Origin of the sequence: Streptomyces beihaiensis (genome assembly GCF_026274175.1) — a bacterium.
In the GTDB taxonomy this organism is placed as follows: domain Bacteria; phylum Actinomycetota; class Actinomycetes; order Streptomycetales; family Streptomycetaceae; genus Streptomyces; species Streptomyces beihaiensis.
This window is the reverse complement of the sequence record NZ_JAPHNL010000227.1, coordinates 1-771: the sequence shown is the minus strand read 5'-3', so window position 1 is coordinate 771 and position 771 is coordinate 1. Positions and strand designations below refer to the sequence as shown.

Here is a 771-nt window from a genome sequence, read left to right as displayed (position 1 = left end):
CCCCCCGCCCGCGCCCGCCCGCAGCAGGTCGCGCAGGCGGGGCTCCGCCTCGGCGCGCGCCACGGCCACGGTGGGCACGCCGAGTTCGAGTGCCTGCTCGGCGAGCAGTTCGAGCCGGCCCGCGCCCGCGGCGAGGCCCACCACGCGAAAGCGCCCGGGGGAGCGGCGTACGACGTCGACGGCCTGGGTGCCGATCGAACCGGTGGAACCGAGGATCACCACGTCCTGCGGGCCGGGCCCGGACCGGTGGGGCGCTCGGGGATCGGCGAGCGGGGCGGCGGGGAGTGTCGTCACGGATCAGGCCGTGACGGGCGAGGTGTTCTCGACCACCGGGTGGTCGCTGACGAGGGGACCGGACGCGGAGGCGCCGCCCGGGGAGCCGACCTTCTCGAAGACCTCGGCGTTGGCGGGAGCGAACTCGTTCCACTGCTGCGGCAGATCATCCTCGTAGAAGATCGCCTCGACCGGGCAGACCGGCTCGCAGGCGCCGCAGTCGACGCATTCGTCGGGGTGGATGTACATCATCCGGGGCCCCTCGTAGATGCAGTCCACGGGGCACTCGTCGATGCAGGCCTTGTCCTTGAGGTCGACGCAGGGCTGAGCGATCACATACGTCACGGGATGGCTCCTTGGAGGTCGAAGGATGCGTGAGGTGGAGAGCGGTTACGCGCTGACGGTCCAGGTGTCGCTGCCGGCGAGGAGCGTGGCGAGGTCGCCCTTGCCGTTCTGTTCGATGGCGGTGTCGAGCTGGTCGGCCATCAGCGTGTCGTA

Annotated in this window: 1 protein-coding gene and 1 pseudogene; both read right to left on the bottom strand. The window is 71.5% G+C overall.

All coding sequences use genetic code 11. From position 1 onward, the window contains the following. Positions 1 to 294: pseudogene (locus OFY01_RS18315) on the bottom strand (1-deoxy-D-xylulose-5-phosphate reductoisomerase); the annotation flags it as partial. Between the two features lie 3 nt (positions 295 to 297). Continuing rightward, entirely contained in the window at positions 298 to 618 is a 321-nt protein-coding gene (fdxA, locus tag OFY01_RS18310; RefSeq protein WP_266601246.1) for a ferredoxin, read from the bottom strand. Between the last annotated feature and the right edge of the window lie 153 nt (positions 619 to 771).